27 protein-coding genes are annotated in these 26596 nt (G+C 70.0%); 13 read left to right on the forward strand and 14 right to left on the reverse strand.

Annotated features, from left to right (window positions below):
* Window positions 1–4 precede the first annotated feature (4 nt).
* From AMK34_RS39025 to AMK34_RS39035, 3 genes are read left to right on the forward strand one after another with little or no spacing between them, the layout of a single operon-like run.
* A complete protein-coding gene (locus AMK34_RS39025; protein WP_073848838.1) occupies window positions 5–316 on the forward strand; it encodes a hypothetical protein in 312 nt (103 codons plus the stop codon).
* Entirely contained in the window at window positions 316–3273 is a 2958-nt protein-coding gene (locus tag AMK34_RS39030) for a WXG100 family type VII secretion target (protein WP_073848840.1), read from the forward strand. The genes AMK34_RS39025 and AMK34_RS39030 overlap by 1 nt, the downstream gene beginning before the upstream one ends.
* A gap of 20 nt (window positions 3274–3293) precedes the next feature.
* On the forward strand, window positions 3294–3695 hold the full coding sequence (locus AMK34_RS39035; RefSeq protein ID WP_038510952.1) for a hypothetical protein: 402 nt from the start codon (window positions 3294–3296) through the stop codon (window positions 3693–3695).
* Window positions 3696–3705: 10 nt separating this feature from the next.
* Here AMK34_RS39035 and AMK34_RS39040 read toward each other — a convergent pair whose 3' ends face one another.
* Window positions 3706–5043, reverse strand: coding sequence for a GntP family permease (locus AMK34_RS39040; RefSeq protein ID WP_073848842.1), 1338 nt, complete (start codon window positions 5041–5043; stop codon window positions 3706–3708).
* Window positions 5044–5186: 143 nt separating this feature from the next.
* Here AMK34_RS39040 and AMK34_RS39045 point away from each other — a divergent pair, with 143 nt between their 5' ends.
* From AMK34_RS39045 to AMK34_RS39055, 3 genes are all read left to right on the forward strand, one after another.
* A complete protein-coding gene (locus tag AMK34_RS39045; protein ID WP_073848845.1) occupies window positions 5187–6065 on the forward strand; it encodes a LysR family transcriptional regulator in 879 nt (292 codons plus the stop codon).
* A 72-nt stretch (window positions 6066–6137) separates the two neighbouring features.
* Window positions 6138–7187, forward strand: coding sequence for a tartrate dehydrogenase (locus AMK34_RS39050; protein ID WP_073848847.1), 1050 nt, complete (start codon window positions 6138–6140; stop codon window positions 7185–7187).
* Window positions 7188–7269: 82 nt separating this feature from the next.
* Window positions 7270–7713 carry an SRPBCC family protein gene (locus AMK34_RS39055; protein WP_073848849.1) on the forward strand — a complete coding sequence of 148 codons (444 nt, stop codon included), beginning with the start codon at window positions 7270–7272 and terminating at the stop codon, window positions 7711–7713.
* Between the two features lie 76 nt (window positions 7714–7789).
* Here the strand turns inward: AMK34_RS39055 and AMK34_RS39060 are convergent, their stop codons facing one another.
* Genes AMK34_RS39060 through AMK34_RS39070 form a run of 3 tightly spaced genes read right to left on the reverse strand, consistent with a single transcriptional unit; the run spans window position 7790 to window position 11276 of the window.
* Entirely contained in the window at window positions 7790–8842 is a 1053-nt protein-coding gene (locus AMK34_RS39060; RefSeq protein WP_073848853.1) for an NAD-dependent epimerase/dehydratase family protein, read from the reverse strand.
* Between the two features lie 11 nt (window positions 8843–8853).
* Complete coding sequence (locus AMK34_RS39065; protein ID WP_073848855.1) at window positions 8854–10437, reverse strand: phytoene desaturase family protein; 1584 nt, start codon at window positions 10435–10437, stop codon at window positions 8854–8856.
* 2 nt (window positions 10438–10439) lie between these two features.
* The gene (locus tag AMK34_RS39070) at window positions 10440–11276 is read right to left on the reverse strand and encodes an arylamine N-acetyltransferase family protein (RefSeq protein ID WP_073848858.1); all 837 of its coding nucleotides are present in this window, start codon (window positions 11274–11276) and stop codon (window positions 10440–10442) included.
* Between the two features lie 72 nt (window positions 11277–11348).
* On the opposite strand from AMK34_RS39070, the gene AMK34_RS39075 reads away from it, so the two are divergent.
* Window positions 11349–11936 carry a TetR/AcrR family transcriptional regulator gene (locus AMK34_RS39075; protein ID WP_073848861.1) on the forward strand — a complete coding sequence of 196 codons (588 nt, stop codon included), beginning with the start codon at window positions 11349–11351 and terminating at the stop codon, window positions 11934–11936.
* Here AMK34_RS39075 and AMK34_RS39080 read toward each other — a convergent pair whose 3' ends face one another.
* Together AMK34_RS39080 and AMK34_RS39085 are read right to left on the reverse strand one after the other, a co-directional pair.
* Entirely contained in the window at window positions 11937–12998 is a 1062-nt protein-coding gene (locus AMK34_RS39080; RefSeq protein ID WP_083650127.1) for a hypothetical protein, read from the reverse strand.
* Window positions 12999–13081: 83 nt separating this feature from the next.
* A complete protein-coding gene (locus AMK34_RS39085; protein WP_073848866.1) occupies window positions 13082–14038 on the reverse strand; it encodes a zinc-binding dehydrogenase in 957 nt (318 codons plus the stop codon).
* Window positions 14039–14117: 79 nt separating this feature from the next.
* Between AMK34_RS39085 and AMK34_RS39090 the strand changes: the two genes are divergently transcribed.
* Window positions 14118–14753, forward strand: coding sequence for a TetR/AcrR family transcriptional regulator (locus AMK34_RS39090; RefSeq protein ID WP_073848868.1), 636 nt, complete (start codon window positions 14118–14120; stop codon window positions 14751–14753).
* Between the two features lies 1 nt (window position 14754).
* On the opposite strand, the gene AMK34_RS39095 is transcribed toward AMK34_RS39090, so the two are convergent.
* Window positions 14755–15396, reverse strand: a complete 642-nt coding sequence (locus AMK34_RS39095; protein ID WP_198941832.1) for a TetR/AcrR family transcriptional regulator — start codon at window positions 15394–15396, stop codon at window positions 14755–14757.
* Window positions 15397–15458: 62 nt separating this feature from the next.
* On the opposite strand from AMK34_RS39095, the gene AMK34_RS39100 reads away from it, so the two are divergent.
* Both AMK34_RS39100 and AMK34_RS39105 read left to right on the forward strand, forming a co-directional pair.
* Window positions 15459–15818, forward strand: coding sequence for a nitroreductase/quinone reductase family protein (locus tag AMK34_RS39100; protein ID WP_073848873.1), 360 nt, complete (start codon window positions 15459–15461; stop codon window positions 15816–15818).
* Window positions 15819–15912: 94 nt separating this feature from the next.
* On the forward strand, window positions 15913–17070 hold the full coding sequence (locus AMK34_RS39105) for a serine hydrolase domain-containing protein (RefSeq protein ID WP_073848876.1): 1158 nt from the start codon (window positions 15913–15915) through the stop codon (window positions 17068–17070).
* Between the two features lie 245 nt (window positions 17071–17315).
* Here the strand turns inward: AMK34_RS39105 and AMK34_RS39110 are convergent, their stop codons facing one another.
* Window positions 17316–18230 (reverse strand): LysR family transcriptional regulator, encoded by a 915-nt coding sequence (locus tag AMK34_RS39110; protein ID WP_073848878.1) that lies wholly within the window; start codon window positions 18228–18230, stop codon window positions 17316–17318.
* A 72-nt stretch (window positions 18231–18302) separates the two neighbouring features.
* On the opposite strand from AMK34_RS39110, the gene AMK34_RS39115 reads away from it, so the two are divergent.
* A complete protein-coding gene (locus tag AMK34_RS39115; RefSeq protein WP_073848880.1) occupies window positions 18303–19271 on the forward strand; it encodes a DMT family transporter in 969 nt (322 codons plus the stop codon).
* On the opposite strand, the gene AMK34_RS39120 is transcribed toward AMK34_RS39115, so the two are convergent.
* Together AMK34_RS39120 and AMK34_RS39125 are read right to left on the reverse strand one after the other, a co-directional pair.
* A complete protein-coding gene (locus tag AMK34_RS39120; protein ID WP_073848882.1) occupies window positions 19185–19646 on the reverse strand; it encodes a universal stress protein in 462 nt (153 codons plus the stop codon). The two genes, AMK34_RS39115 and AMK34_RS39120, sit on opposite strands and share 87 nt — an antisense overlap.
* Window positions 19643–21193, reverse strand: a complete 1551-nt coding sequence (locus AMK34_RS39125; protein WP_073848884.1) for an MDR family MFS transporter — start codon at window positions 21191–21193, stop codon at window positions 19643–19645. The genes AMK34_RS39120 and AMK34_RS39125 overlap by 4 nt, the downstream gene beginning before the upstream one ends.
* An 81-nt stretch (window positions 21194–21274) precedes the next feature.
* Here AMK34_RS39125 and AMK34_RS39130 point away from each other — a divergent pair, with 81 nt between their 5' ends.
* Entirely contained in the window at window positions 21275–21856 is a 582-nt protein-coding gene (locus tag AMK34_RS39130; RefSeq protein ID WP_073848886.1) for a TetR/AcrR family transcriptional regulator, read from the forward strand.
* Here AMK34_RS39130 and AMK34_RS39135 read toward each other — a convergent pair.
* Window positions 21844–22734, reverse strand: coding sequence for a LysR family transcriptional regulator (locus AMK34_RS39135; protein ID WP_073848888.1), 891 nt, complete (start codon window positions 22732–22734; stop codon window positions 21844–21846). The genes AMK34_RS39130 and AMK34_RS39135 overlap by 13 nt on opposite strands.
* 101 nt (window positions 22735–22835) lie before the next feature.
* Here AMK34_RS39135 and AMK34_RS39140 point away from each other — a divergent pair, with 101 nt between their 5' ends.
* Window positions 22836–23711, forward strand: a complete 876-nt coding sequence (locus AMK34_RS39140; RefSeq protein WP_073848890.1) for an NAD(P)H-binding protein — start codon at window positions 22836–22838, stop codon at window positions 23709–23711.
* A gap of 6 nt (window positions 23712–23717) precedes the next feature.
* Here AMK34_RS39140 and AMK34_RS39145 read toward each other — a convergent pair whose 3' ends face one another.
* The 3 genes from AMK34_RS39145 to AMK34_RS39155 all read right to left on the reverse strand — a co-directional run bounded on the left by AMK34_RS39145 (window position 23718) and on the right by AMK34_RS39155 (window position 26549).
* A complete protein-coding gene (locus tag AMK34_RS39145; RefSeq protein ID WP_073848892.1) occupies window positions 23718–24935 on the reverse strand; it encodes a glycosyltransferase in 1218 nt (405 codons plus the stop codon).
* A gap of 144 nt (window positions 24936–25079) precedes the next feature.
* Complete coding sequence (locus tag AMK34_RS39150; protein ID WP_037345255.1) at window positions 25080–25745, reverse strand: helix-turn-helix transcriptional regulator; 666 nt, start codon at window positions 25743–25745, stop codon at window positions 25080–25082.
* Between the two features lie 156 nt (window positions 25746–25901).
* The gene (locus AMK34_RS39155; protein WP_038511008.1) at window positions 25902–26549 is read right to left on the reverse strand and encodes a TetR/AcrR family transcriptional regulator; all 648 of its coding nucleotides are present in this window, start codon (window positions 26547–26549) and stop codon (window positions 25902–25904) included.
* Window positions 26550–26596 lie beyond the last annotated feature (47 nt).

Genomic DNA, 26596 nt, shown 5'->3' on the forward strand with positions numbered 1-26596 from the left:
AAGAATGAGTGGGGGCTTCACCGCGGCGACCGATGCGCTTTCATCGGCGTCGAAGAACATCGGAAAGCTGACGGAGCAGTTGCTCGACGACAACCCGGATCTGTCGAACACTCCGGTGAACGCGGCCGGTTTCGGCCAGGCGCACGGCGACCACGCGAAGAAGTACACCGACGGGGTGGCGGCGTTGTGGGCGTCGGTCCAGGGGTACAGCACCACACTCGGCTCGTTCGGCACGAACCTCGGCACCGCGGGTACCGCGTACGGCACCAACGAGGACGAACAGAAGAACAAGATCACCAAGACGGGGATGCGCTAGTGGCCACCAAAACCACCTGGACCGACGTCAAGGCCGTCCTCGACGACCCGGCCGTTCCCGCCGAGCAGAAGACCAAGCTCATCGGTTCGTGGATGCGGACGCATCCGGCGCCCCCGCCGTGGACGGCGGACCAGGAGCCGGAGGAGATCAAGCAGAAGCGCAAGGAAGCCGAGAAGTACGCGGCGTCCTACAACGCCCTTCCGTTCCTGCCCTACGACGACGACCTCGACAAGGTCTACAACAGCGCGAAGGGCGCGGGCGATCAGGCCAGCTTCAACCGGAAGGCGGAGTCGAAGGCGGTCGACGAGGGCAACAAGAAACTCGACGGCACCAAGGAACCCACCGCCGAGGGTGCGGGGACCAAGACGTCGGACGAGATCTTCGACGCCGCCGCGCCCGCGCTCAAGGTCTTCGAAACCTTCGGCTCCCTGCTGGGGAAGCTCCCGGAAGACTGCCGGGGCACCACCCGCGCGCTCGACTTCGAGAAGGACATCAAGAAGCCGTTCGACGAGCAGCGCGGCATCAACTTCAAGAACTTCGTCGACGACGCCGCCCATTTCAAGACCGGCTCGAAGACCGTCCAGAAGACCATCGACGACACCGGTTCCCAGCTGAACACCCTCTACGGGACGTGGACCGGCAAGGCCGCGGACGCCTCCTCGGACAACTACAACGAGAAGATCCTCCCCAAGGCCAAGAAACTCTCGGAGACGCTGAACAGCGCGAGCGAAGCGACGCTGCACACCAGCGCGGCGGTGTTCAAGCTGTGCAAGGGAAAGGCCGACACGGTCATCGATCTCTACAAGGAGATCGTCGGCAAAGCGGACTTCCCGATGGCGCAGAAGGTCGTCGCCATCGCCGCCGGTGAGAAGAGCGGCAAGGAGGACCTCGGCGCGATCGCGGGCTGGATGGACGTCAACTTCGGCTCCAATCTGGTCCAGCAGCTGAACAACGACGGCTGCTGCGACGACGACGAGTTCAAGAAGGCGGGCCAGAACCTCGCCAAGCAGTGGATCCAGCGGCAGTTCATCCCCGAGATGTGGACCATCATCTACGAGGGTTTCGCCAAGTCCTGCAAGGACACCAAGGAATTCGTCGACCAGGCCTACGACGAACTCGACAAGGTGATGGGCAAGGTCAAGAACGAGTTCGAAGGCGCGGGTGACAAGGGCGGCGCCGGCGGTGCGGGCGGACCCGGCGGCACGGGCGGCGGACCCGGTGGCCAGGGCCCGGACTTCACCGGTGGCCAGGGTGGCACAGGTGGCGGGCCGGGTGGCGGCCCTGGCGGTTCGGGAACCGGTGGCCCCGGTGGCGGACCTGGCGGTGGTCCCGGTGGTTCGGGCCAGGGTCCGGACTTCACCGGCGGTACCGGTGGTGGGCCGGGCGGCGGCCCCGAGGGTGGCACCGGCGGAGGTCCCGGTGGTGGCCCCGGATCGGGTGGTTCCGGCCCCGGCGGCGGCACCGGCCCGGCGGCGCAGAAGCCCCCGCCGATCCCGGACGTGAACATCCCCGAAGGCGGAGGATCGCCTGGCGGTGGACCGGGCGGCGGCACCGGTGGTGGACCGGACGAGAAGAAGGACCAGACGTCGCCATCGGGCTCGGCACCGCCACCATCGAACGGCGACGAGCAGAAGGCCGCCGCCGAAGAGGCGAAGAAGCAGGCAGCGGCGGCCGCCGAGAACGCGAAGAAGCAGGCTTCCGAGGCGCTGGGCAAACTCGGTGACGGCCCGACCGGTGGCGACCTCGGCGGCTCCGGCTCCGGTCCGGGTGGCGGAGGTACCGGTGGTGGTCCTGGCGGCAGCGGAAACACGGACGCCGCGGCCGAGGCCAAGGCAGCGGCCGAGAAGGCCACTGAAGACGCGAAGAAGCAGGCCTCCGAAGCGCTGAAGAAACTGGGCGACGCCCCCGGCGGCATGGGCGACGGCGATTCCCAGGACGGCGGCTCGAAGGATGGCGAGAAGTCCGCGGACGAGGCGAAGAAGAAGGCTTCGGAAGCCTTGGACAAGCTCGGCGAAGAATTGCCCGGCGAAGGCGGCGACAAGCTGACCGGCGACAAACCCGGTGAGGACGGCGATAAGGCCGAGGACGGCGAGCGCGAGACACTCAAGGTCAAGCAGGGCGACAAGACCTTCGAGATGACCGAGCCGGACAAAGACGGCGAGATGGAGATCAAGGTCGGGGACGGTTCCGGGCCCGCCAAGGACTTCAAGCTCGACTGGACCGGCGACGGCGACGAGTCCAAGCTGGGCTCCACTCCCGGCTCGGACGACGGGAAGCCGGACAAGGACGGCATCCACCGTCCGGGGCCGGACGGCAAGATCCACATCCAGGACGGTGATGTGAAGATCACCGCCGAGCGTCCCGACGGTCCGTCCGGGCCGACGGTCGTCACCGTCGACGACGGCACCGGCAAGCCGACCACGTACACCCTCGGCGAGGACAAACCCGCCACGGACAAGGCATCGCATCCGGCGTCTCCCGTCACCGGGACGGTGCAGCCCGACTCCAAGCCGGCGTTCACCCCGCATGAGGGCGGCGGCGGGACAGTCCCCGACGGGATCCGCGGCGGCGACGTCGGCGGTTCCGGCGGCGGCGGTGCTTCGGCGCCGTCAGTGCCGTCCATGCCCTTCGAATCCGCGAGCCCCGCGGCCGGTCAGCCACTGACCGAGGGCGTGCACACCGGTGGCGGGACACAGCAGCCGCAGCACGTGGCCGCGGGTGCCCCGTCCGCTCCGATGAGCGGCACGGCGGGCCAGCCGTTCGGTGGCGGCGCGATGCCCCCGATGGGTGGCATGGGTGCCGGCGGAGCGGGCGGCCAGGGCGGCGGAGACCAGGAACGGACCAACCGCGCGTACCGGATCGAGGGCGAGGTGTTCGACCAGATCAACGAACCCACCGGCCGGATCACCGGGTCGTTGCTGGACGATGAGGATCAGTCGGTCACCCGCAAGCGGTGAGCCGGGGCAGGGGAGAACAGATGAGCGCCGAGGACACCGCCGCCATGAGGGCGACCCTGGACGGTCTCGTCCGCGAGCAGTCGGAGCGCCGGGCGCTGCGGGATCAGCGGGCCGACGAGATCAAGGCCAGCTCGCAGGAGTTCATGACCAAACAGGTCCAGACCGCCCAGCGGTACGTCGAGCACCGGCGGGAATTGGGGCAGCGCAAGACGAAATCCGGTTGGAGCACCGATCGGTCGCACGCGCAGCCGGGGAACACGTCGGCGTTCGAAGACGACTCCGTGGACATGGCGGCTCCGTTCGGCTCAGAGCCGCCTCCCGTCCCCACCGGACGCGACACGCCCCGGCGTGCTCCTCGCGCCCGCCCGGCACCGGCCGACGACGAGGACGACGCCTTCCTCAACAACCGTTGGCGCGACTGATCTCGCGCCGTCAGACGACGAAGCCGAGCACCAGCACGATCGGGAGCGAGATCACCGACGCCAGTGACATGGCGACGGTGTGGGTCTTGAACGTGCCCCGGGTGCTCAGCCCGAGCAGGGATTGGAACATCCAGAAGAAGTTGCTGCTCACGTGAGGGAGGAACAGGGCGCCGGAGCAGGCGGCGAGGGCGACCAGCACCACCGGGACACCGAGTGAGCCCGCGATCGGCGCGAGGATGCCCGCCGCGGTGATCGCGGAGATCGAGATCGATCCCATCGCGATGTGCAGGACCGCGGCGATCAGCCAGACGAGTACCAAGGGCGGCAGGAAACCGGTGCCGAACGAACCGGCCAGCACGTCGCGCAGCCCCGACTTGCCGATCACCTCGGCGACCGAGCCGGAGAGCCCGGACAGCACGAGAATGGGGCCGGCCAGCGCGAGCGCCTTGCCGACGGCCGCGTTGACTTCGAACGGGGGAAGGACGCGCCGGGCGAGCAGATGCGCGAGGCCGGCGCCGATCGCCATCGCGAGCACCGGCTCGCTGAGCAGTGAGACAGGCCCGAGCGGGAAGCGGAAGGCGTCCGCGAGCGCGCCGAGGGCGATCAGCGACAAGGTCAGCAGGACCGGTGAGACGGACAGCGACAGGGGAAGCTGCCGGGTGACGGTGGTGGTGACGGCTGTCTCGCCGCCGGTGTCGGACTTGAGCTCGTCGGTGGCCGGATTCCACCGGAGCGCCCGGCGCAGCACCACGGTGAAGACGAGCGTCGTGAGCACCGCTGTCGGGAGGCCGACGGCCAGCCCGAACAGGAACATCTCGCCGAGCGGCACCCGGAGAAGCCCCGCGACGGCCAGCGCGGCGACGCCGGGGACGACGAACACGAGCCCGACCTCGATCCCCGCGGTCAACGCGCCGCCCATGAGCGCGACACCCCGCGGGCCCAGCCTGCCGCCGAGACGCCGGGCGAGCGGCGCGGTGAGCACCAGGACCACGTCCGAGTAGATCGACGTGAACACGGTCGACAGCGAGACCGCGAACACCATCGGCACCCGCTTTTCGCCGAAGACGCCCAAGAGCCGTTCGAGGACGCGATGCAGGGTGTTCGTGGCCGTGAGCAGTGACCCGATGACGACGCCGAACGTGATGAGCATGCCGATCTCGGCCATCACGTCACCGAATCCGGCGGCAAGCGCTTCGGCCGTGCCGTCCACTCCGAGCCCCGTGGCGAGCCCCAGATAGGTGGCGCCGATCAGCAGGCCGAAGATCGGGGGCGTCTTGAGCCAGGTGATCATCACGACGATGCCCACGATGGCGATACCGGTATGGGCAAGGAGCCAGGCATCGGACACGGTGCCCTCCTCGGGCTCGCGGCGGGACGGCGCCGGTGCCGTCCCTCGTAGCGACCCAGTAAGCCCTTCGGGTGGCTCGCCGGTCCAAGACCGGGTAGCTGGCAAGCTGATAGGCCTCGACTATCGACCGAGAGGAGGCCGGAGTGGATGCCCGTCAACTGAAGTACTTCCTGGCCGTCGTCGACGCCGGAAGCGTCCACCGGGCCGCTGAGCAGCTCTTCGTCGCCCAACCGTCGGTCTCCCAGTCCTTGCGCACGCTCGAGCGCGATCTCGGGAGTCTCCTGTTCCACCGGACCGGCCGTCGGCTGGTGCTGACCGCGGCGGGGCACGCGCTCGTGGCGCCCGCGCGGGAGGTCCTGCGCGGGCTGGAACTCGCCAGGGCGACGGTCGAAGCCGTCGACGGTCTCCTCGGCGGGGAACTGGTCATCGCGTCGATGCCGTCGCAATCGGTCAGCCCGCTCACGGACCTGATCGCCGCCTTCGCCGCGGCCAACCCGCTGGTGCGGATCTCCGTCCGCGCGGCGAGCACACCCGCCGACGTCGGGAAGATGCTCACGACCGGCGACGTCGAACTCGGCGTGGTCGCGGCCTCGCCGACGGCGGCGGAACTGCCTGGCCTGGAGGCGTCGCATCTGGAGACGCAGCGCTTCGCCTTGCTGGCCCGCGACGAGGCGGCGCTTCCCGCCACGGACCCGGTCCGCCCCGCCGAACTCGCCGGGGCCGCGCTCATCGTGGGCCAGCAGGGCACAGGGATGCGCCGTGTGGCGGATGCCGTGCTCCGTGAAGCTCCCGGCAGCCGGTTCGCCGTCGAAGTGGAACATCGGGAAGCCGTTCTGCCGCTCGTTCTCGCCGGAGTCGGCATCGCGGTGGTCAGCGATTCCTGGCGCGCGCTGGCGAAAGCGGCGGGCGCGTCCGTCCGGGCGCTCGACTGCCCCGATTCGCTGGCGGTGTCGCTGGTGCATCGGCCGGGGCGGCTGAGCCCTGCAGCGGCGGCCTTCCGCGACTTGGCTGTGGCGGGCTGATAGGCGCAGCCTCTCAACGCGGCAGCAACTGGGTCTTGGACGCGCGCGCCCGCTTCACCGTCAACTGGACCCATGACCAGTTACCGCATCGCGCTCATCCCCGGCGACGGCATCGGCGCCGAAGTGCTGCCGCCCGCCCAGGCGGTGCTCGCCGCCGTCGGCGAACGGCACGGGATCGAATTCCGTTACGACTCCTTCGACTGGTCCTGCGAGCGCTACCTCGCCGAGGGCGCGATGATGCCGTCCGACGGGCTCGACCGGATCCGGCGGCACGACGCCATCCTGCTGGGCGCGGTCGGCTGGCCGGGGGTGCCGGACCACGTGTCGCTGTGGGGGCTGCTGATCCCCATCCGGCGCGGTTTCCGGCAGTACGTCAACCTGCGGCCGGTCAAGGTGCTCGACGGGGTGCCGAGCCCGTTGCGCGGCGCAGGGGACGTCGACCTCGTCGTGGTCCGCGAGAACGTCGAAGGCGAGTATTCCGAGATCGGCGGGCGGCTCGGCCGGGGGACCGAAGACGAACTGGCCGTGCAGGAGGCGGTGTTCACCCGCAAGGGGGTCACGCGCGTCGTCGAGTACGCCTGCGAACTGGCCAAGACCCGCCGCAACCACGTGACTTCGGCGACGAAGAGCAACGGGATCGTCCACACGATGCCGTTCTGGGACGAAGTGGTGGAGGAGGTGGCGGGGCGGCATCCGGACGTGCGCACCGGGAAGGAGCACATCGACGCGCTCGCCGCGAAGCTGGTCTTGGCACCGGAACGGTTCGACGTGATCGTCGGTTCCAACCTCTTCGGGGACATCCTGAGCGACCTGGCGGCCGCGGTGGCCGGGAGCATCGGGGTCGCTCCGGCGGCGAATCTCAACCCGGAGCGGGAGTTTCCGTCGATGTTCGAGCCGGTGCACGGCTCCGCTCCCGACATCGCGGGGCAGGGCAAGGCGAATCCGTTGGGGGCCTTGTGGTCCGCGGCCATGATGCTCGACCACCTCGGACATCCCGAAGCCGGAGAGGAACTGCTGGCCGCCGCTTTCGGCGCGCTGGCCGACGGTGTCAGCACCGTCGATCTCGGCGGGACGGCCGACACCGCCGGGTACACGCAAGCGGTGCTGGACCGGGTGGGCTGAACGCGTACGGGTTTGCCCTTGCCGCCGCAGGGTATTCGCCCCGGGTGAGACAGGGCGGATCGGTATCAGGGCGGGATGGTTCATGGTCGACGTGAAGATGACGGTAGACACTTCTCCCGAGCGCGTGTTCGAAGTGCTCGCCGACGGGTGGACTTACGCGGCCTGGGTGGTGGGCGCCTCCCACATCCGTGACGTGGACAAGGGCTGGCCCGCGCGGGGAACGCGCATCCATCACTGCGTCGGGTCTTGGCCTGTCCTGCTCGACGACGTCACCAAGGTGCACGTCGCCGACCCGCCGCGGCTGCTCGAACTCGAGGCGCGGGCCTGGCCGTTCGGTACCGCCCGGATCCGGTTGGAACTGCGGGAAACCGAGCCGGGGACCACGGAGATCCTGATGTCCGAGCAGGCGACCCGCGGCCCGGGCCGCGTGTTGCCGGAGGCGGCGCAGGCGCTCTTCCTGGTGCCTCGGAACCGGGAATCCTTACGGCGTCTCGCGGATCTCGCGAAGGGGCGTGCCGAGGTCTGAGATCGCGTTGCGAAAGCCACTTTCGCAACGTTGAACGTTGGGAAAGTGGCTTTCGCAACACCCCACCGCTACCTCACTAGCCGGCGGACTGGTCCTGATGGCTCGGCCGCCCGAACCGGATCCGGTCCCGCGGCGGGTCGAGGGGGCGGCTGTCGCCGTGGCGCCCGGCGCGGATGGCGGCGAGGAGATCGGTGATCGTCGCCGCCGGGTCGTGCCGCGGCCGCCAGCCGAGTTCCTCTCGCGCGCGTCGAGTGTCCACAAGGGACGCTCGATCGGCCAGGCGCAACCAGGACGGGTGCAGGGGTTGCAGACCCAGCCGCCAGCTCGGCCAAGCCAGCGTGGTCAGCAGCTTCAGCGGTACCGGAATCCTGAGCCCGCCTGCCAGCTTGGCGAGGTCGCGGCTTTTCAATACCGGCTCACCGGCGAGGTTGAACGCCCCGGTCGCGCGACGGTCGAGGATCGCCCGGATCGCTTGCGCCACGTCGTCGGAGTGCACCACCTGCATCCGCAGGCCCGGCCACAAGGGTACCGGGAGCCAGTCGCCGCCGAGCGGCAACGGCGGCGCCAGCGGGCTGAGCAGCCATCCGGAGAACTCGGCCGCCGCGTCCGGCTGCACGACGCCGCACGGGCGGATCCGTGCCACGCCGATGTCCGGGTAATGATGGCAGAACTCGTCCAGCTGCGCCTCGAAAGCCGCTTTTCCCGCGCTGTAAGCACTTTCGGCGAGCCCGCCGCAGGGCCAGTCCTCGTCGACCTCGCGCCAGCGGGCGGCCGGGGTGTAGGCGGCCACCGAGGACGCGCACACGATGTGCTCCACGCCGGCGTCGGCGGCCGCGCGCAGGACGTTCGCGCTGCCCGCGACGTTGGTGCGGCGCATCGCCGGATCGTCCGCGCGCGGGTGGATCGCCCAGGCGAGATGCACGACAGCGTCCGCGCCGTCGAAGACCTCGGTCAGCGTCTCCCAAGCGTCGTTCGCGCCGACGTCCTGCTGGACCCAGCGGGCCGACGAATAGGGCGCGGCGGTCGTATCGGGCCGGTGGCGTGCCACCCCGATCACTTCGTGGCCTTTCAGGGTCCGGAGCAAGGCGGTCCCGACGTTCCCGCTCGCGCCGGTGACGACGATCTTCATCCGCGGCGTCCTCATCGGTAGACGGCGCGATGCGCGGCACGCACCGTCGCCCGGTAGACGGAACCGGCCCAGCCGTCCCTGGCGAGGGCGGCCCTGGCGGCGTTCGATCCGGGGGCGCCGTGCACCGCCCCGCCGGGATGCGCCGACGCGGACGCCAGGAAGAGCCGGTCGATCGGGGTGTCGGCCCGGCCGAGACCGGGGACGGGCCGGAAGAAGAGCTGTTGCTGGATCGCCGCGGTCCCGGCGTTGATCGAGCCTTCCACCAGACTGTGGTTTCCTTTCTGCAGCTGGGCGGGCCCGGCGATCGCGCGGCCGGCGATCAGGTCGCGGAAGCCGGGCGCGTGCCTTTCGATGACCTCTTCCATCCGGTCGGCGTGGTGCCGTAACCGGGAATCCGGCCAGGATTCGCCCCTCGGTACATGGGTGTAGGCCCAGGCCGATTCGGTCCCGGCGGGGGAGCGGGTCGGGTCGGCGGTGGTCATCTGCCCGAGCAGCAGGAAGGGGTCATGGGGCACCCGCCCGCAGGCGAGATCGTTGGCGATGCCGGCGAGCCCGTCGAGATCCGCTCCGATGTGGACGGTTCCCGCCTGCCCGACTTCGGCGGCGCCCCAAGGGATGGGTGAGGACAACGCCCAGTCCACCTTGATCGTGGCGTCGTCCCAGACGAACCGGTCCAGATCGGACATCAGCCGCGCGGGCAGATGCTCGGCACCGACGAGATCCCGGTACAGCACCGGAGCGGGGACGTCGGCGAGCACGGCCCGGCGGGCACGAACCGTCCGCCCGTCCGCGTCACGGACACCCACCGCCCGGCCGCCCGAGAGCATCACTTCGGTGACCGGAGTGCCGCAGACGATCTCGCCGCCCTTGGCGGTCAGGCGGTTCACCAGCGCGTCGGTCAGCCGTCCGGCCCCGCCCTCCGGGACCGGGAACCCGACGTCCTGGCCGAGCATGGTCAGCAGCCAGCCGAAGACACCGCTCCCGGCCTGGTCCGGGCCGAGGTCGGTGTGCATCGCGTTGCCCGCGAGCAGCAGCCGGGCGCCCGCACCGTCGAATTTCTCCTTGCCGAACCCGCGAGCGGTCAGCGTCAGCATTCTCGCCAGGCGGAGCGACTCCGCGGTGCCGAGCGTCTTGAACAGCCGCGCTCCCGACCGCACCGGCGGAAAGGGACGCACGATCGCGTCCAGCAGTGGCTCGCGCAGACGCCGCCAGCTCGCGTGTTCGGCCCGCAGGTTGTCCGCGTCCCGTTCGTCGAACTCCGCGACGGAACGCGCGGTGCGTTCGAGGTCGCGGGACTGCAGGACGTACCGGTCGTCGGGCAGCACATGCGCCAGCACCGCCGGGGCGTGCCGCCAGCGCAGGCCGTGCTCCTCGAGGCCCAGCCCGGCGAGCACCGGCGACGCCGCTCCGAGCGGGTAGAAGGCGCTGTAGATGTCGTTCCGGAAACCCGGCGCGGTGAGTTCTTCGGTCCGCACCGCGCCGCCGGGCTTCGGCGTCGCCTCGATGACCAGCGTCTCCCAGCCCGCGTCGGCCAGCAGGTTGGCCGCGACCAGGCCGTTCGGCCCCGACCCGACCACGACGGCGTCGACTTCCATGATCAGGGCATACCCCGGACGCGCGGGTTCAATCCCTGAAGGGCCAGCCAGGTTTCGTGTTGTTCCTCGGTCTTGGCCCACAGGGCGGCCAGCTCGTCGGCGCCGATGTCGTCCAGCGGGACCCGGAACTCCCGCAGTGTCCCGGCGAATTCGTCCAGAGAGGACAGGGTGTGGCGGTCTCCGTCGCCGCGTTTGACCGTTCGCGCGCGAAGGGCGAGCTCGCGGCCGTCGCGATGATGTTGCGCCACGAGCACCTTGGCGAACACGGAATCCGGTGATTTGGTCCGCGCGCGCTCGGCGTACTCGGCGATCTCGCGGGGTGCGGTGCGGAAGTCCCAGGAGTCGATCGCGCCGCCGGAATGGTGGTGCGCCCGCCAGGTCCCGCTGTCGAGACGTTCCATCCGGAACGTCAGTTCTCCTTGCCGGTGCGTGCCTTCCCGCAGGAGGAGCGGCTCGAGGAACGCGTCCCCGATCCCGGTGTCGGCGAGCCAAACCTCGCCGTCGACGTCGACCAGCAGGGCGATGTGGTTGCCCCATTGGCCTTCGCCGCGCGTCGAGCGCAGGACGGCGGACTCCACGACGGTCACCGCGAAGCCGGCCGCCTTCAGCAAGAGACCGAGCGCTCCGTTCATTTCGTAGCAGAGGCCGCCACGGCCGCGGCGCGCGAACTTGTCGGTCAACGCCTCCGGGGTGAGCAGGATCGGCCTGCCGAGCTGCACGTCGAGATTCTCGTAGGGGACTCGCAGCCGCCACGCGCGGTGCAGGTTCCGCAAGGTGGTCAGATCGGGCCGGACGGGCTCGCGGTACTCCAGCCGGTCGAGGAACGCGTCGATGGTCATGGTTCTTCTCCTCCCAGTGACTCCAAAGTTAGAGTAACTCTACTTTTGGAGTTCATCCAGTATGCTGGCGTCATGACCGAACCGGCGGGCTTGCGCGAACGGAAGAAGCGGCGCACCCGGAAGACGTTGATCGAAACCGCGTATCGCCTCTTCGAGCGGCAGGGCTACGACGGGACGACCACCGCCGAGATCGCCGCGGCCGCCGAGGTGTCCCCCGCGACGTTCTTCAATCACTTCGCCACGAAGGAGGACCTGGTCCTCACCGAAGACGGGTCACGCATCCTGGACGCGGGGCTTGACGTGCTCATGGCGCGTGGGGCGGGCGAGACGCCGGCCGGGCTTCTGCGGCGGGCGATGCTGCGGATGCTGGCCGAGGCCGGAGCCGGGCTCCGTGATCCGGCGGGCGAACCGGAGCGGATCCGCCTGGAGCTGATCACGTCGGTGCCGTCGTTGCGCGCGACGATGCTGCAGCGGGCGTTCGACGCTCAGCAGCGGCTTTCGGCCGCGCTGTGCCGATCCTGCGAAGGCGAACTCGACGAGATCGACGCCGCGGCGATGGTCGGCGCGGTCACCGGCGCGATCTTCGCCGCCGGGCTGGCGGCACTCCGGCTCGGGAGCCCGCTCGATGAGGCGATGCGGCGGGCGATCGAGCCGTCGTGATCACGAACGGAACCAGGCGATCCCGCGATAAGTGGAGCTGTCCGCGGCGAAGCCGTAGCCGATGATGACGGTCCCGCTCGCGTTGATGTGCTGGGCCACGATCGCCGTGAGCCCGGCAGGCGACGGGAGCGGGAGCGGTGTCGCGTCCGCGTCCCAGCGGACCGGCCGCACCGTGCCCTGGCCGGCGGATTCGCCGACGACCGTCCCGGCGTCGTCGATGTCGAAACACGTGGTGGCGTCGTCCGACGGCAAGGGCCGGAGCACGGTGGGGCGTCCGTCGGGATCCCAGCGCGCGCAGGTGCCGCGCCGGTCCGCGGTCACACCCCAGCCGATCGCGACACCGCGCCCGGTGATCCGGACGAGCTGGCCCGCGGAGAACTCCGGGTCACCGGTCAGCAGGACGGTGCCGCCGTCGCGGTTCCACACGACCCCGTCGCCGAGGATGGCGCCGGAGTCGGTGATCCCGCAGGCCGTCGCGCGGCGTGGCGGGGGCAGTTTGCTGATCTTTCCCTCGGCCGTCCAGCGCACCGCGGTCCGGGTGCCCGTGCCGTTCTTGGCCGAGCCGACGACCTCGTCCAGTCCGTTCAGGTCGTGGCCTTGCGTCTCGCCGTCGCCGGGAAGGGCGGCGAGTTCGACGGCCTCACCGCCGGGTCCCCAGCGCAGCGCCCGCCACCGGTAGCCTGGCCACATCACGTTGCCCAGCACCGATCCGCGTGCGTTCACCCGGCACGCCGTGCCGGAGACCGCGCCGTCGGGGAGTTCGAGCGCGCACACCCGGCCGTCGGGCCGCCAGCACACCGGCCGGAGGTGCTCGCCGACGTAGAGCGAGCCCACCACGAGTCCCGCGGCGTTGACGCTGATCGCGCGGCCGCCGGAACAGCCGTCGAGGATCGGAAAAGGCGTGGGGGCACCGTCGCCGTCCCACCACACCGGCCACGAACCCGACTCGCCCACGATCGTCCCCGCGTCGTTCACGCAGTACGCGCCGGTGCCCTCGCCTTCGGAGAGCGGCCGCAGATCGACCGCCGTGAAGCCGGGTCCCTCGGGCATCGGATCGGGCACGAGTGGGCAGCCTAGTGCGAGAGCGCACGCGATGGGGAAACTTGCACTGACCGGGTGACAAGGGCGCTCCACAATGGACCTGGCTACGGAGTCAGCACGATCCTGCCGAACACCTCGCCGTCGTCCATCTTCCGGTGCGCCAGAACGGCTTTCTCCAGTGGCAGCAGCTCGTGCACCACGGAACGCAGTTCACCGCGCGCCGCCGCGGCGAACAGGTCCGCGCTCGCCGCGAGCCGATCCGGCTCGGGGATCGAGTCCGCGCTGAAGGCGGCGAACGACAAGGACTTCCGGAACGACGCCATCAGTTTCGCGCCGAAGTCCGACGGCGGCATTCCCGCGACCACGCCGACGGCGACCAGGCGGCCGTTCGGATTCAGCCTGTCGAAGAAGGACGGCATGTCCACACCGGACACGATGTCGATGATCACGTCGTAACCCGCCGGGCCGTCGCCCGCGCCGGAGCGGTCGAGGACGTGGGTCGCGCCGAGCTCGCGCAGGCGGTCGCCGCGTTCGGACGAGGACGTTGTCACCGCCACGGCGCTCGCGCCACCGCTCGCGGCGAGCTGCACGGCCATGATCCCGATGCTGCCTGCCGCCCCGCGCACCAGCACCGATTCGCCCGCCGCGAAATGGGCGTGGGCGAGCGCGAACCGGGCCACCATGCCAGAAGTGCCGACCGCCACCGCGTCGGCGGCGGGCAGGTTGTCGGGCAGGGGCACCACCTTCTCGGCCGGGATGGCGACTTGTTCCACGTAGCCGCCTGCCTCGCCGGTGAACGCCCAGACGCGCCGCCCGGCCCAGGCCGGATCGACACCGTCGCCGACCGCGGTGACGGTGCCCGCGACCTCGTTGCCGGGGATGTGCCCTTCCCGGAAACCGAAACCGGCGAGGGCGCCGCTCCGGATCACGGTGTCGACGCCGCCGACGCCGATCGCTTCCACGCCGATCAGCACTTCCCCCTCGGCGGGGACGGGGGAGGGGAGGTCGATCACGGCGAGGCCCTCGGGGGCGCCGAACGTCCGGATCTCGACTGCGCGCATTTTTCGTCTCCTGCTCGTCGATCACTGCCGCGGCGGACGTTAACGGACGCCCCCGTCCGTTTCGGCTAAAGTGAGAGTGGTGACCGATCGTTTGCCTCGGATCCCGCGCTCCGACGCCCTGGACAACCGGGAACGCATCCTCGAAGCGGCTCGCGCGCTGTTCGCCACCGAAGGCCTGAACGTGCCGCTGAGGGAGGTCGCGCGCCGCGCCGAAGTCGGCCCAGCCACGCTGTACCGCCATTTCCCGACCAAGGAGATCCTGGCGACGGAGGCCTTCGCCGACCAGATGCGCGCCTGTCAGATCGTCGTGGACGACGGGCTGGCCGACCCGGATCCGTGGCGTGGCTTCTGTTCCGTGATCGAGAAGATCTGCGAGCTGCACTCGCGCGACCGGGGTTTCACGGCCGCCTTCGTCTCGGCCTTCCCCAAGGCGATGGATTTCACCGCGGCCCGCGACCACGCGCTCAAGGCGATCGCCGAGCTGGCAGGCCGGGCCAAGGACGCCGGAAGACTGCGGCCCGACTTCGTCCTCGACGACCTGATCCTCATGCTCATGGCCAACAACGGAATCCAGGCCGCTTCGGCGGCCGCGCAGGTCGCGGCGTCCCGGCGGTTCGCCGCGCTCGTGATCCAGGCCTTCCGGGCCGTGCCGGAGCCGTCGCCGCTGCCGCCGGTGGCACGGCTCGCCCTGGTGTTGCCGGGCCTGACGCGCTGAGTCATCTCCGGCGGGCTTCGAGACCTTCCAGGATGAGGTCGAGCCCGTAGTCGAATTCGCTCGTGTGGTCGTAGTCCGGATGCTGGGCGTGGCCGGTGATCACCTCGGCCAGATAAGGGAATTCGCCCGGCGGTAGATGTTCCAGGATGTCGTCCGCGACTTCCGCGACCTCCCCGCTCGCCGGGAGATTCGCCTCCTGCAGCACGAAACCGCCGATGTAGCTGTCGATGAGCGAGACCGCGTGCACCGCCATGGGAAGCGTGAATCCCGCCCGCCGAAGCACGCCCAAGACGGCGTCGTGGTGGCGCAGGGTCGCCGGCCCCGGATTCCGGCGGGAGTCCACGAGACCGAGTGCCCAGCTGTGCCGCGACAGCACCGCGCGTGCGGACGAAGCCCGTACGCGGATCGCCTCCCGCCAATCGCCGGTTTCGGCGCCGGGCAGTTCGATCGCGGCGAACACGGCGTCGACGACGCCGTCGAGGATCGCGTCCTTGTTCGGCACGTGGTGGTACAGCGACATGGCCTCGACGCCGAGATGCCGCGCGACGCGGCGCATCGTCATCGCCTCCACGCCGCCGCGGTCGGCGACTTCGATCGCGGCTTCCAGTACGCGTTCCCTGGTCAGTGATCGGCGAGGCGGCACGTTGACAACCTTACAGGCGTAAGTCAGCCTTACGAGTGTAAGGCCATCGAGAGGAGAGCACGATGCCGATGCCGAGATGGTGGGGACACGTCAACAAACGGGTCTTCAACCCCCGCGCGATCGCCGGCGGGAAGTACCCGGTGCTGATCCACGTCGGCCGCACGTCGGGAAAGACCCACCACACGCCGCTCGACGCGCATCCCGTCGACGGCGGCTACCTGTTCGTCCCGGTGTACGGCCCGGACGCGGACTGGGTGCGCAACATCTTGGCGGCACGGGAGGCGCGGCTTCGGATCGATGGACGGGAAGTGGCCCTCGCCAGACCCCGGCTCGTCGGACCGGACGAGTTCCCCGACGGCGTGACGCGTCCGCCGAAACTCCTCCGCGTCACCACGTTCCTCCGGATGGACCTGAAACCCTGAGGAGATCCCTGTGCTCCATTAGTACCAGGGAGGGAGGCGACATCGTCCTCCAAGCCGATGCCCGGTATGCCCGCGGCTTCGTAGTTTTGCCGGTATGAAACGCACTTCAGTGGTCATCGCCGTACTCTGCGCGGCAACGCTCGTTTCCCCGGCCGTCGCGTCCGCGGCGCCACCCCTGCACCGGACACTGCAGCGCGACGCCGACACGCTCGTGGCGAACGGTTCTCCCGGCGTGCTCATGGAGGTGAGCACGGACAGGGGAAGCTTCAAGGTGCGCAGCGGTCACGGCGATCTGCGGACCAGGACCCCGATGCCGTGGAACGGCCACTTCCGGATCGCCAGTTTCAGCAAGACCTTCCTGTCCGCGACGATGCTCCAGCTCGTCGGTGAGGGACGGCTTTCCCTGGAGGACACCGTGGACCGGTGGCTGCCGGGGGTGGTGAGCGGGAACGGCAACGACGGCAAGGCCATCACCATCCGGCAGTTGCTGCAGCACACCAGCGGTCTGCACGACTACATGGCGGAACTCGACGTCTTCACCGAGAAGGGCTTCCTGCGTCACCGGTTCGACGAGCTCAGCGCGACGGAGGCGGTGAAACTGGCGGTCGGCAAGCCGCCGGAGTTCGCGCCGGGGAAGAGCTGGGGCTACTCCAACACCAACTACGTGCTCGCCGGGCTGGTGACCGAGAAAGTGACCGGCCAGGACTGGCGGCGGGCGATCATCGACCGGATCGTCCGCCCGCTGGACCTGCGCGAGACCACCCTGCCCCATACGTCGCCGTTCATCCCCGCGCCGCACGCGCGCGGCTACGACCGGTTCGTCGTCGAGGGTTCGAACCCGCCGCTGCTCGGACGGCGGGTGGACGTGACGCTGATGAACCCGTCGATGGGCGGGGGAGCGGACGGTTCGATCAACAGCACCACCGAGGACGGCAACAAGTTCCTGCGGGCCCTGCTGGGCGGCAAGGTGCTCAAACCCGCGCTGCTGGCCGAAATGAAGAAGACCGTGCCCGCGCCGGGGCTCGGCGAGTACGGTCTCGGCCTCCAGAAGACGACCAGCTCCTGCGGCGCCTACTGGGGCCACGGCGGCGCGCTGCCCGGCTATCTGACGGGGAACGGCGTGACCGAAGACGGTAAGCGCAGCGTGATGGTCTCGCTGAACACCCTCACGCCGTACATCCCCGGCGCCCCGTTGCCGGAGGTGCATCCGGTCGAGCCGGTGATCGACCACGCCCTCTGCGGCCGCGCCTGATCCGCCTCGTGAGTGGCGTGGTCGGCGCGGGTGAGTGACCGGGGTGAAGGCTCCCTTCGCCGCATTAGACGCGGCGAAGGGAGCCTTCACCCCACCATGGCCCGCCCGCGACCATGCCACCTTTGACTTATCCCTCGATAACCAAGGATGTCTTGGTCCGTGAAGGTTCTGGTGGTGTGTCGCGAAAGCCACTTTCGCAACCTTCAACGTTGCGAAAGCCACTTTCGCAACCCCTGTCAGGCCACTCACGAGCCCCAAGATCTCGCGGCCCCCACCAGTGCCTCGACGCATTCCGCGACGGCCGGCCGTGTTTCCCCCTGCGGCTGCACGGCGTACAGCTGCCGGTGCAGGGCCGGTTCGAGCGGGGCGCACACCACCGTCGGCGGCGCGATCGTGGTGGCCATACTCGGCACCAGCGTGACCGCGCCCAGCCCGGCGACGACGGCGAACTGCGTGCCGAAACCGCTGACCGTATGCCGCACGATCGGCTCGATCCCGCGTTCGCGCAGGGTCTGGCGGATCCAGGCGTTCGCCAGGGTCGGGCGCGCCCACGCGACCCAGATCTCCTCCGCGAGTTCGTCGGCGCGCACCGAATCCGCCCCGGCCAGCGGATGTCCGGCCGGGAGCACGATCATCGCCGAGTCGTCGCGCAGTTCGGTCCAGCGGGTGGCGGGTGGCCGGGTGAGCGGCAGGTTCTCCCAGCTTTCGACGACCACGACGTCGAAGACGCCGTCGGCCAGCGCGGGTAGGGCCACCTCGGGTTCGACCTCGTGCAGCCGCGCCTCGATGCCGGGGTGGCGGACGGCGAGCCCGGTGAGCGCGGGCGTGATGAACGTGTGCACGCCCGAGGGAATCGCGCCGATCTCGACGACGCCGGTCGTCTCGCCGGTCAGGGAGTCCAGATCGGCGCGGGCGGCGCGGAGTTCGGCGAGCACCCGGTCCGAGCGCTGCGCCAGCAGCAGTCCCGCCGGGGTGAGCCGCACGCCGCGCCCGTGCCGCACGAGCAGCCCGGTGCCCGCCTCCCGTTCCAGTTTGGTCAGCTGCTGGGAGATCGCCGACGGCGTCACGTGCAGCAGCTCGGCCGCCGCGGCGAGGGATCCCCGCCGCCACACCGCGTGCAGCATCCGCAGCCGTTCCACATTGGACAGATCGCCACTCATTAGCCGAGCTTAACCCTCGGGGTAAGAGGATCTCGCTGGTCCTCGCGGTCGTCGTGCGATCGAATCGAAGACATGCGGCACCACCGAATCCTCATCGATCCGCGGGTACAAGGAGTGCTCGGAGCCCTCGCGATCGCCCTGTCCGCCCCGCTCGTCGCGTTGTCCGGCGTCAGCTCGACGACGGCGACGTTCTTCCGCTGCCTATTCGCGTTGCCGATCCTGGTGATCCTGGCGCGGTCCCGCGAGCGAGGACAGCGACCGACCCCGGCCGCGCGACGCAGGCACGTGCTGGCCGGTGTCCTGCTCGGGATCGACATGGTGCTCTGGAGCGAGGCCATCCTCTCCGTCGGCGCGGGCGTCGCCACGGCGCTGGTGAACGTCCAGGTGGTCCTCGTCCCGCTGGCCGGGTTGCTGTGGTTCGGCGAACGACCGCCGCGGGCGTTCTGGCTGTCCATCCCGGTGATGCTGGCGGGGACGGCGGTGGCCGGGGGACTGGCGGACGGCGGTGCCGCGGGCAGCGATCCCTGGTACGGAACCGTCATGGCGGTACTGGCGGGCGTGGCCTACGCCGGGTACCTGATCCTGTTGCGCCGCGCCGGAACCGACGGCGGCGGCCGTACGACGATGCTCGCCACGGCGACCGCGGCGTCGGCGAGCGTGGGCGGTCTTTCGGGGCTGTTCGCGGGGAATCTCGACGTCACGCCGCCGGTGTCGGCATTGGTCTGGCTGTTCGTGCTGGCCGTGACCGGGCAGGTGCTCGGCTGGCTCCTGATCGGGCGCGCGCTGTCCGCGCTGCCCGCGAGCGGCGGGTCCGCCGTGCTGATGCTGCAACCCGCCGCCGCGATCCTGTTCGGGGCCGCGCTGCTCGGCCAGTGGCCGACACCGCTGCAGCTGGCGGGCTGTGCGCTCGTCGTCGCGGCGGTGGGGGCCGTGTCGTTCCTCGGCGGCCGGTCGTCAGGGAACGACCAGCACCGGCCAGTGCCCGGTCCGGATGAGCCTGGTCGCGACCGACCCCGCGAACCGGTGTCCGGCCTGCTGTGAGGCGCCGACCACGACGGTGTCGACCAGGCTGCGGTCGGCGGTGTCGCGCAGCGCGGTGTACGGATCGCCGAAGATCCTCAGGAAGCTGACCGGCACTTCCAGCTCGTCGGCCGCCGTGCGGATCTGCTCGCGGATCTCTTCGTAGAGCCGCGTCGCCGTGTCGAGTTCCACCGTCGCCGCGACCGCGGGGCCGAGCGTCGGACGGCAGACGAAGGCGACGATCAGCCTGCCGCCCTCGCGCCGGGCCATGCCGAAGGCGAAGGCGGCCGCCCGCATCGCCGTGTCGGAGCCGTCGACCCCGGCCAGGATGGCCCGCCCCGTGTGATGCCGGGGCGGGCCGAAACGCTCCACAGTGGACTCGAAGGCCCCGTTCATCGCGCGACCGGGACTTCCGGCTCCGTCTCCACGTCGAGCGTGGTGCGCAGGGTGAGCGGCTTGAGCAGCAAAGCCGCGATCACGCCCACGACGCCCACCGCCGCGGAGATCAGGAAGATGTGCGCGGTCGCGTCGCCGTACACGGTGTGCACGATCGTCTGGACCTCCGGCGGCAGTGCCTTGAGGTTCAGCGCGCTGACGCCGCCCGTCGACGCACTCCCCGCCGGCACGTGCAGCGCGGTGGACAGGTCGGCGGTGACCCGGTTCGCGAGTACCGCGCCCAGCACCGAGACGCCGATGGTGCCGCCGAGCGACCGGAAGAACGTGACCGACGCGCTGGCCGCGCCCAGATCCCGCAGCGGCACGGTGTTCTGCACGGCGAGGACGAGGTTCTGCATCGTCATGCCGACCCCGATGCCGACCACCGCCATCGCGATGCCCACCAGCCACAGCGGCGAGGCGTGGTCGACGGTGCCCAGCCCGAGGAAACCGATCACCAGGGTGATGGTGCCCGCCACGATGTACGGCTTCATCCGTCCGGTGCGGCTGATCAGGCGACCGGACACGGTCGAGGAGACGAGCACGCCGCCCATCAGCGGGATGGTCAGCAGACCGGCTTCGGTGGGGGAGTAGCCGCGGCCGATCTGGAAGTACTGGCCGAGGAACACCGCGCCGCCGAACATCGCCATCCCGACCGCGAGGCTCGCGACGATCGCCAGGGCCGGGGTGCGCTGGGTGATGATGTGCAGCGGGACGACGGGTTCGCGGACCTTCCGTTCCACCAGCACGGCGAGGACGAGGAGCACGACGCCGCCCGCCACCATGAGGGCCGTCTGCCAGGACAGCCAGTCGAAGCCGTTGCCCACGAACGAGACCCAGATCAGCAGCACACTCACGCCCGCGGCGATGAGCCCGGCGCCGAGGTAGTCGACCTGGACGTTCTCCCGGCGCACGGTCTCCAGTTTCAGGGTCCGCTGCAGCACGATGAACGCCGCCACCGCGATCGGCACGCCGACGAAGAAGCACCAGCGCCAGCCGAGCCACGGCACGTCCACGATCAGGCCGCCGAGCAGCGGCCCGCCGACCGTGGCGACCGCCATGACCGCGCCGAGGTAACCGTTGTAGCGGCCGCGTTCACGCGGCGGGATGATCGCCGCGATCACGACCTGGACCAACGCCTGCAGGCCGCCGACGCCGATGCCCTGGAACGCGCGGGCGGCGATCAGCTGTCCGGTGTTCTGGCTGAACCCGCTGATCGTCGAGCCGATCACGAAGATCACGATCGCGATCTGCACCAGCGTCTTCTTGTTGAACAGGTCGGCGAGTTTGCCCCAGATGGGTGTGGTGGCCGTCGCCGCCAGCAGGGTGGCCGTGACCACCCACGTGTACTGCGTCTGCGTGCCGTTCAGCGAGCCGATGATCAGCGGCAGGGCGGTCGACACGACCGTCGAGCTGATCATCGCCACGAGCAGCGCGAGCAGCAGACCGGACAGCGATTCGAGCACCTGCCGGTGTCCCATCGCCCCTGACGGTGCCTCGGTCTTCATGGCGTCCTTTCGAGCGGCGGTTGTTGCTCATTGTGCAAACTTGCACAGTGGGAACTTTATTCCCGTCGCTACGCTGTCCTGGTGGACACCCTCGACACGCTCCGCACCCGCAAGAAGGCGGCGACGCGGCAATCACTGCACGAGGCCGCGCTCCGGCTGGCGATGGAGCACGGTCTCGACGGCGTGACCGTCGAGGACATCGCCGACGCGGTGGGCGTGTCCCGGCGGACCTTCTCGAACTACTTCGCGAACAAAGAGGACGCGATCCTGCACGCCGACCGCGAGCGCACCGGGCTGCTGGTGTCGCTGGTCGAAGGCAGGCCGTCCGGCGAAAAGCCCTGGCAGGCGCTGCGTGCGGCCTGCCGGGAGCTGTACCGCGCGCATCCCGTCCCCGATCGCGAGTGGGTGGCGCAGCTGCGGCTGCTGCGGCGGCATCCGTCGCTGCTCGCGCGGCAGGCGGGCGATCAGTTCGCCCTCGAGCGCGACCTGATCGCGGTGTTGCTGGCCAGGGGCCACGGCCTCGACCAGGAGCTGGCCAGGCTCACCGCGGCGACCTTCCTCGCCACGTTGCGGACGGGGAACGTCCTGTGGCTGGAAGGCCCCGAGGAACAGCCGCTCCCCGAGGTCGTCGACCGGTTGCTGGGCCGCGTTCAGCTGCGGTGACCGAGGGCGTACGCGGTCGTCACCACCGTGGTCGCCGCGCGGACGAAGGCGGCGACGGCCGGTGAGCGGGAGCCCTGCGGCCACATCACCGCGAGCGTCGTGGGCTCCAGATCGTCGACGGGCAGGTACGTGATGCCCGCCCGCCGGTAGCGATCCGCCACCGAGACCGGCAGGAAGCAGACGATGGCGCCGAGTTCGACCAGTTTGAAGATCTGTGTCAGATCCGAGACGGGACCGTGGGGTGCCGCGGTGGCGGGCGGACCGGCCGAAGGACCCTGACCGGCGGGAGCGCCGTCGGGGAGAAGGCGGCCTTCGAGATCCGCCAGGGTCAGCCGAGACCGTGCCGCCAGCGGATCGTTCGCCGCCAGCGCCACGAGCCGGGGTTCGGTCAGCAGCGGCTCGAAGTCCAGGCGGCGCGCGTCGAACGGGGACGGCACGAGCGCTACATCCGCCCGACCGTCACGCAGTTGCGACGGTTGTTCGCCCCGGCCGCCGAGGACCAGTTCGATCGGCAGAGCGCCTTCTTCGGCTTCGTAAGCCTCGATGATCTTCGGCAGCAAGCCGGCGTCGTGGTCGGCCTTCAACGCCAGGCGCAGCCGGGGATCGGGGCGGCCCGCCTGCCGTGCCCGCCGTTCCGCCGCGGCGACCGCTTCGAGCGCGGTCCTCGCGTCCCGCAGGAAGACCTCGCCCGCGCTCGTCAGCGTGACCTGACGGGTGGTGCGTTCGAGCAGCCGGACGTCCAGCCGTCGTTCGAGGTCCCGGATCGCCCTGGACAGCGGCGGTTGCGCCATCGAAAGCCGCTCGGCCGCCCGGCCGAAATGCAGCTCCTCCGCGACCGCGACGAAGTAGTTGAGCTGCCGCGTCTCCAGGTCACTCATATCCCCAGGGTATCAATGGCGACCGAGGCGATCCTTCAGCTCGACGGCCTTCGTGGCTTGACTGGGTGACGTCGAAAATCCCCTATCACCTCGGAGTCTTCATGATCGTCGTCACCGCGCCGACCGGACAGATCGGCAGCCGGGTGCTCGGCACCCTTCTCGAAAGTGGCGAACCGATCCGCGTGATCGCCCGCGATCCCGCCCGTCTGCCCGACCACGTCCGCGAGCACGTCGAGATCGTCAAGGGTTCGCACAGCGACGCCGCTGTCGTCGACGAAGCCTTCGCCGGCGCCGACACCGTTTTCTGGCTGGTCGCCGCGGACCGCCGGGCCGAAAGCCTCGAAGCCGCCTATCTGGACTTCACCCGGCCGGCTTGCGCGGCCATCGAAAAGCACGGCGTGTCGCGGGTGGTCGGCATCTCGGCGCTCGGCCGCGGCTTCGCGGAGAACACCGGATACCTGTCGGCCTCGCACGCCATGGACGACCTGATCGCGGGCACGGGCGTGGCCTACCGCGCGCTGACTATGCCCACGTTCATGGACAACATCCTGTGGCAGGCCGGATCGATCGGCGAGGACGGTGTCTTCTTCGGCCCGCTTTCCGGCGATCTCAGGGCGCCGACCTGCGCGACTCGCGACATCGCCGAAGTGGCGGCCGGATGGCTGCTCGACCGGTCGTGGCAGGGGGTCGCGGACGTTCCGGTCCTGGGTCCGGAAGACCTGTCCCAGAACGATCTCGCGGAGATCATGTCCGACGTCCTCGGGCGCCCGGTCCGCTATCAGCGGGTGCCCATGGACGCCTTCCGCGCGACGCAGCTCGAACACGGCTGGTCCGAGGCGATGGCGCAGGGGATGGTCGACATGATGGCCGCGAAGGAGGCGGGTATCGACAACGCCGAACCGCGGACCCCGGCGGCCACCACGCCGACCACCTTCCGTCAGTGGTGCGAGGAGATGCTCAAACCGCGTGAGTGCTAAACAGTTCTAGCCGTCCTTAACACTCACGAGCATTTTCGCGGCCACCGTCGCCCCGTCGGTCCGGATCGTGTCCGCCACGGCCTTCGCCCGCGCGCCGGTTCCGGGGGAGAGGGCCGTGGTGAGCGCGGCGGTCAGGGATTCGACGGTCGGCAGCGGATCCTGGTGTGCCACACCGATTCCCAGCTCCGCCACCCGCCCGGCCCAGAACGGCTGGTCCGCGATCCGGGGGACGACCACCTGGGGCGCACCCGCCCGGGAGGCCGTCGTCGTGGTGCCCGCGCCACCGTGGTGCACGACGGCGGCCACCCGGCGGAAGAGCGCCTGCTGATTGACTTCGCCGACGACGAAACAGTCGCCGGCGTCGTCGATCGAAGCCAGACCCGCCCAGCCGCGGGCGAGCAGGATCCGCCGTCCCAGTCCGCGGGCGGACTCGATGGCGACCCGGGCGATGTCCTTCGGCGCGTACGCGGCCATGCTGCCGAAGCCCACGTACACCGGCGGCTCACCGGCTTGCAGGAATTCCTCCAGATCGGCCGGGAGCGGCCGATCGTCGGGCCGGATCCACGCTCCCGTCGGCACGAGGTCGAGATCCGTCATCCCCTCCGACGGGCACAGAACCGGGTCCGCCGCCAGCCACGGCGAACCGGTGAAGACGTGATCGCGGACGTTGTCCACCGGCGGCAGCCCGATCGCCGCCCGGTGACTGTTGAGCGCGCCGCCGTACAGGGCGTCGACGCGTTCGGCGTCCTGCCGCCACAGCACCCGGTTGTCGGTCTCGCCCTCCGGCGACGGCGTGCCCGGCCGCATCCCCGGGGCGAAATGCCGCGACGGCAGCCCGAAGGTGTGGAAACACGCGTACACGTAAGGAATTCCGAGTTTCTCCGCGACGTCCCGCGCGCCGGCGGGCAGCAGGCCGGTCGCGAGGATCGCGTCGCACCCTTCTTCCGCCGCGGCGGAAAGTGTTTCGAACCGGGCGGCCACCAGCGCCGGGGCAAGCTTCAACGCGTCTTCCCCCGTCGGCGGTTTCGGCCCGGCGACCACCGAATGCACCGTCGGGCCGAGCGGCACCGAAGGCACACCGGCCTGCTCCAGCAATTTCACGAATTCCTCGTCCGGCGGCGCGCACACCACCGCTTCCGCGCCGAGTTCCCGCACTTCGATCGCGAGCGCCACCAAAGGTTCGACATCCCCGCGTGACCCCCACGACGTCAGCAAAACACGCACTATGCGACTCCCGTTTCCGCAGTTTCCGGCTTCGGCGGGCAATTCTGGGGGACGACCGGGGCCTTGCCGCAAGCCCCCATGTCCGCTATAAGTTGAAGGGGGCGGGGAAATGTTCGCCTTCTTCGTCCACTCTGGACGGCTTCTTCAGATCGAGCCCGTGCGCAGCGCGAAGGCGACGGCGTGCGTGCGGTTGTGCAGGCCGTATCGCGACATCACGCGGTGGAGGACGTTCTTCACCGTGCTCTCCGAATAGGCGAGTTTGGCCGCGATCTCTTCCGTGCCATGGCCGTCGGCGAGCAGGCGGAGCACCTCGCGTTCCCGGTCCGACAGCCCGGACAACGCGAGCCCGTTGGGGACCAGCAGGTCCTCCTGAATCCGTTCGAGCTGGGAGAGCAGGCTGCCCTGCAGCCGCGGCGGCAGCGCGCCCGCGCCTTGGCTGACCGCGAGGATCGTCCGCACGAGGTGCTCGCCGTCAAGGTCGCGCCGCGGCAGCAGCGCGGCCATGCCGCATTCGATGGCCGTCATCAGGACCTGGACCGGGAAATGGTCGGTGACGATCACGCATCTCGGTGGTGCCGGGAGCGACGACGCGGCGCGAACCTGGCGCAGGAAGGCGAAAACCCCGTCGCCGATCGAGTCGCCGACGGTCACGACGACTTCGGCGGACCCGAGGTCGGCGTCGGACAGCACGTCCAGCCGCTCGTCGGCGCCGAGGATGCTCGTCGTGCCCAGCCCGGCCAGCAGATCCGGGGCGTGCACGGCGACTCTGACGCGGTCGGTCCTTCTGCTGATCTTCTCCCCGTGAATCATGATCGAAGTCCCCCCGAAGCGCCCGGATAACCATGTTAGTAGCTCTTGCGGTACTTAGAAGCTATAACGTTACAACGTTGCATGTCAACCGTGGCAACGTCACAGGGCAAGACGCTCGAGAGGCGGGAAAGGTTCAGTGCGACGGCGATCGGCCGGTCACCGGGTCGTGAGGTCGTCCAGCTCGTCCGAGATCAACAGATCGGGGTCGAATTTCATTCCGGTGAAATGGCCGGCGAGTTCGAGCGAGAGCACACCGTGCAGGCGGGTCCAGAAGGCGAGCGCGCGGTGGAGGGTCGCGGACGGGGCCGGATCGTCGCCCGCCCAGTCACGGTGACCGTCCAGGTGCTTGTCGAACGGGGTTTCCGGGCCGTCCACGGGGATCGCGCGGCACGCTTCGAGCAGCACGGCCATGACCTCGCTCGAAATGGCGGTGGTGTCTTCGGGCGCGTGGTAGCCGGGGACGGGTGTGCCGTAGATGAGGAAATAGCGCTGCGGGTCGCTCCGGGCCCAGTCCCGGATGGTGACGGCGAGACCGGCCAGGTCGGCACCGCCGTCGAACGCCGCCCGGACGGTGTCGGCGAGGCTCCGGTACGCGTCGCGGATGAGCGCGGTGATCAGGTCGTCGCGGCTGGCGAAGTACCGGTACAGGGCCGGACCGCTCATGCCCACCTGTTTCGCGATCGCGTTGAGCGACAGCGCGGGCACCCCGGCGGTGGCGATCTGCTCCCAAGCGTGCTGTTTGATCTCCGCGCGCACCTGGTCGCGATAGCGCTCCCGCGGGCTCTGCCCGTCCGCGTTGGTCATCGGCCCTCCCGCTCCGTCGGCCCGAAGCTTAGTTGGCGCACGAGCCG

It is taken from the genome of Amycolatopsis sp. CB00013 (genome assembly GCF_001905755.1).
GTDB lineage: Bacteria > Actinomycetota > Actinomycetes > Mycobacteriales > Pseudonocardiaceae > Amycolatopsis > Amycolatopsis japonica.